This window comes from uncultured Aureimonas sp., assembly GCF_913775355.1.
Lineage (GTDB): Bacteria > Pseudomonadota > Alphaproteobacteria > Rhizobiales > Rhizobiaceae > Aureimonas.
The window spans coordinates 1-3,171 of the sequence record NZ_CAJYIU010000081.1 but is presented as its reverse complement, the minus strand read 5'-3'; the positions used below and the strand labels follow the sequence as shown (position 1 = coordinate 3,171).

Annotated in this window: 5 protein-coding genes; 2 read left to right on the top strand and 3 right to left on the bottom strand. The window is 68.3% G+C overall.

The window, feature by feature from the left end; translation table 11 throughout:
- Together QZ753_RS05885 and QZ753_RS05880 are read right to left on the bottom strand one after the other, a co-directional pair.
- Positions 1-277: four-helix bundle copper-binding protein (locus QZ753_RS05885; RefSeq protein ID WP_294641834.1), on the bottom strand; the 277-nt coding region annotated here is incomplete at its 3' end.
- Between the two features lie 71 nt (positions 278-348).
- Positions 349-840: a hypothetical protein gene (locus QZ753_RS05880; protein ID WP_294641832.1), complete on the bottom strand. Its 492-nt coding sequence runs from the start codon at positions 838-840 to the stop codon at positions 349-351.
- Between the two features lie 11 nt (positions 841-851).
- On the opposite strand from QZ753_RS05880, the gene QZ753_RS05875 reads away from it, so the two are divergent.
- Entirely contained in the window at positions 852-1,517 is a 666-nt protein-coding gene (locus QZ753_RS05875; protein WP_294641831.1) for a sulfite oxidase-like oxidoreductase, read from the top strand.
- A gap of 94 nt (positions 1,518-1,611) precedes the next feature.
- Positions 1,612-2,403, top strand: coding sequence for an SDR family NAD(P)-dependent oxidoreductase (locus tag QZ753_RS05870; RefSeq protein WP_294641829.1), 792 nt, complete (start codon positions 1,612-1,614; stop codon positions 2,401-2,403).
- 4 nt (positions 2,404-2,407) lie between these two features.
- Here the strand turns inward: QZ753_RS05870 and QZ753_RS05865 are convergent.
- Positions 2,408-3,171, bottom strand: a 764-nt coding sequence (locus QZ753_RS05865) for a D-alanyl-D-alanine carboxypeptidase family protein (RefSeq protein ID WP_294641827.1), incomplete at its 5' end; no start/stop codon positions are given.

Sequence of the window (3,171 nt, the reverse complement as noted above, 5' to 3'; positions counted from 1 at the left end):
CGTCCATGCCGCCGATGCGCTCGCAGTCGTCCGCGCAGGCCGCGCAAATGTCGGCGCAGGCAGCGCAGGAATGCCGATGAGCCTCCGATCCCGTCAGCATGATGTGGGCCGACGCCCGACACATCTCGGCACAGGCCGCCATCAGGCGGAAGTGCGCGGGTTGGGTGTGATCTCCGCCTGCCTCGAGGCAGTGGTGCATGGCGGTCGACAGGCATGTTCGGTAGCAGGCGAGGCAGGCGTCGATACAGGCCTGCATGTCTTGCGAATGAGGGGTCATGATTTGGCTTTCGAAACTGGATCAGGGACGCCGGTCGTCGGATGCGTGTTCGCGCCCACCGGCAGCGGTCGTCAGGTGCGTCCGCTCCCTCGCGGAGGCGGCAGCGGCACCGCGACGAAGCGCCCTTCCCCGGTCTCGTTCGGCATCGACGGGCTTGTCGTCATCGGCCAGCGGTCGAAGGTCTCGTCCACCGGCAGGAGAGGAACGGCCGGCAGGCAATGCGCGACACAGCAGCTTGCGGTCGTGCTGTCCCGCTTGGGCAGCGAGCCCTGCTCCTCGACGCCGGCCGCGTTTGGGCACTCGCTGTGCGACGCGATCTCGATCGGGTGGGCGTGTGCGGCCTGAACCGTCGGCAGCCCGTAGGCACTTGCGAAGACGAGCAGCACCAGCGTCGACAGGACCTGCCGCCACCAACCGGATATTCTCTTCGCCCGACGACCAACCATCTTCCACAAGGTGCCAAACTCGCGGGCCGTTTCAAGGGACGACGCGTCGAAGAGACGTTCGCGGGTCCAGGCTGAACTTGCGGCGCGCGCACCCCATCTTCCTGCCAGCGACACCAACGGAGGCCGCGATGGCCGATACGCCGGACGATACCCCGCCCGAATCCAAGCTGACCCGCACCAAGCAGGAGTGGGCGCGCCTCGGACGGTTTCTCACGGGGCGTCAGGAACGGCCCGAAAGCGACCGCCTGCCGCCGGGCCAGCATCTTGTCAAGAACTGGCCGGTCCTCGACCTCGGCCTCCAGCCGGACGTCCCGGCGGAGCGCTGGCGGCTGCAGATCAACGGCGCGGTGGACAAGCCGCAGGTCTGGGACTGGGCCCGTTTCCAGGCGCAGCCGCAGACCGAAGAGACCACCGACATGCACTGCGTGACGACCTGGTCGCGCTACGACAACCGTTGGGCGGGCGTCTCGACGCGCGACCTGATGGCGGCCGTCCGCCCGCGCGAGGACGCGGCATTCGTGGTGCTTGGGTCCTACGACGGCTACACGACCAATCTGCCGCTCTCCGATTTCGCCGCGCCGGATGCGATGCTCGTCCATTCGTGGGAGGGGCGTCCGCTCGCCAAGGAGCATGGCGGCCCGGTGCGGCTTCTGGTGCCGCATCTCTACCTCTGGAAGAGCGCCAAATGGCTGCGCTCGATCGAGTTCCGCACGGCCGATCAGCCGGGCTACTGGGAGGTTCGCGGCTATCACAACCGCGGTGATCCCTGGACCGAGGAGCGCTACTCCGACTAACGAAGTCCCCGGCTTCCCGCTGGCCTTCCGACCCCTCCCCGGCCCACAATCGCTGGACGATTCGGCCGGGAGGGCCGTGCGGGAGGGCAGACGAATGGACATGGGTCTGAAGGGCAAGGTCGCGGTGATCACCGGCGGCTCGGTCGGCATCGGGCTGGCGGTGGCGGAAGGGTTGGCGGCGGAAGGCGCCAACGTCATCCTCGCCGCGCGAGGGCGCGAACGGGCCGAGGCGGAAGCGGAACGCATCGCAGGCGTGCATGGCGTCGAGGCGCTCGGCGTCGAAGCCGACGTTTCGACGTCCGCCGGTGTCGATGCGGTCATCCGGGCGGCCGAGGAGCGCTTCGGGGGGACCGACATCCTGATCAACAACGCCGGCACCGGCTCCAACGAGACGGTGATGGATGCGCCGGACGACAAATGGCAGGCCTACTGGGACCTCCATGTCATGGCGGCCGTGCGTCTCGCCCGCGGCGTCATCCCGCAGATGCGCCGACGCGGCGGCGGGGTGATCCTGCACAACGCCTCGATCTGCGCGGTGCAGCCGCTCTGGTACGAGCCGATCTACAACGTGACGAAGTCGGCGCTGATGATGTTCTCCAAGTGCCTCGCGACCGAGGTCGTCGGTGACAACATCCGCGTCAACTGCATCAATCCGGGCCTCATCCTGACGCCCGACTGGAAGAAGACGGCGCGCCAGCTGACCGAGAATTCCGGGGGCGACTGGGAGGGATACCTTCAGGGCGTCGCCGACGAGCACGCGCCGATCAAGCGCTTCGGCACGCCGGAGGAGCTCGCCAACTTCTTCGTCTTCCTGTGCTCCGACAAGGCGACCTATTCGATCGGCTCGACCTACTTCGTGGACGGCGGGATGCAGAAGGGTCTCTGACTGCTCAGCTGGCGGGGCCGAGATAGGTGTCGATCAGCGCCTCGACGCTGGCGTCCCGCTCTCGCCCCGTGCGCCCGCCCAGCACCACGACGATGACGCCGCGCCCGTTGCGCCGGGCGCTGGCGACGAGGTTGAAGCCGGACGCGTTGACGAAGCCGGTCTTCATCCCGTCGACGCCGGCCACGCGGCCGAGCAGCTTGTTGGTCGCCGTGTAGTGGCGGCCGCCGTAGTCGAAGCCTTCGGTCTTGTAAAGCGACGCGTATTGAGGAAAGCGCTTGCGGATCTCGTAGCCGAGGCGGGCCATGTCGCGTGCGGTGGAGATCTGCGCCTCGTCCGGCAGGCCGCTCGGATTGGCGAAGTTCGTCCGCGTCATGCCGAGCGCACGCGCCTTGCGCGTCATGGCAAGGGCGAAGGCGTCGTCGGTGCCGCCGAGGGCTTCGGCGACGACCGACGCCACGTCATTGGCGGATTTCACCGCCAGGCCGAACATCGCGTCGCGCACGCGGATCGTGTCGCCCGGCCGCAGCCCGAGCTTCGACGGCGCGCGCGAGGCTGCGAAGGCCGTGACCGGCATGGCGTCGTCGAGCCCGATGCGCTTCGCCTCGATCGCTTCGAACAGCATGTAGAGTGTCATCAGCTTGGTCAGCGACGCGGGATGGCGCAGGCCGTCCGGGTCGTCCGCCTGGAGGACCCGGCCCGTGTCCATGTCGACCACGATCGATGACGGCGTCCGCTCGGCGACGGCCTCGGCCCCGACCATGAGGGCCG

Coding starts and splice junctions, on each gene's coding strand:
- QZ753_RS05875 (WP_294641831.1), top strand. CDS start 852: ATGGCCGATACGCCGGACGATACCCCGCCCGAATCCAAGCTGACCCGC.
- QZ753_RS05870 (WP_294641829.1), top strand. CDS start 1,612: ATGGACATGGGTCTGAAGGGCAAGGTCGCGGTGATCACCGGCGGCTCG.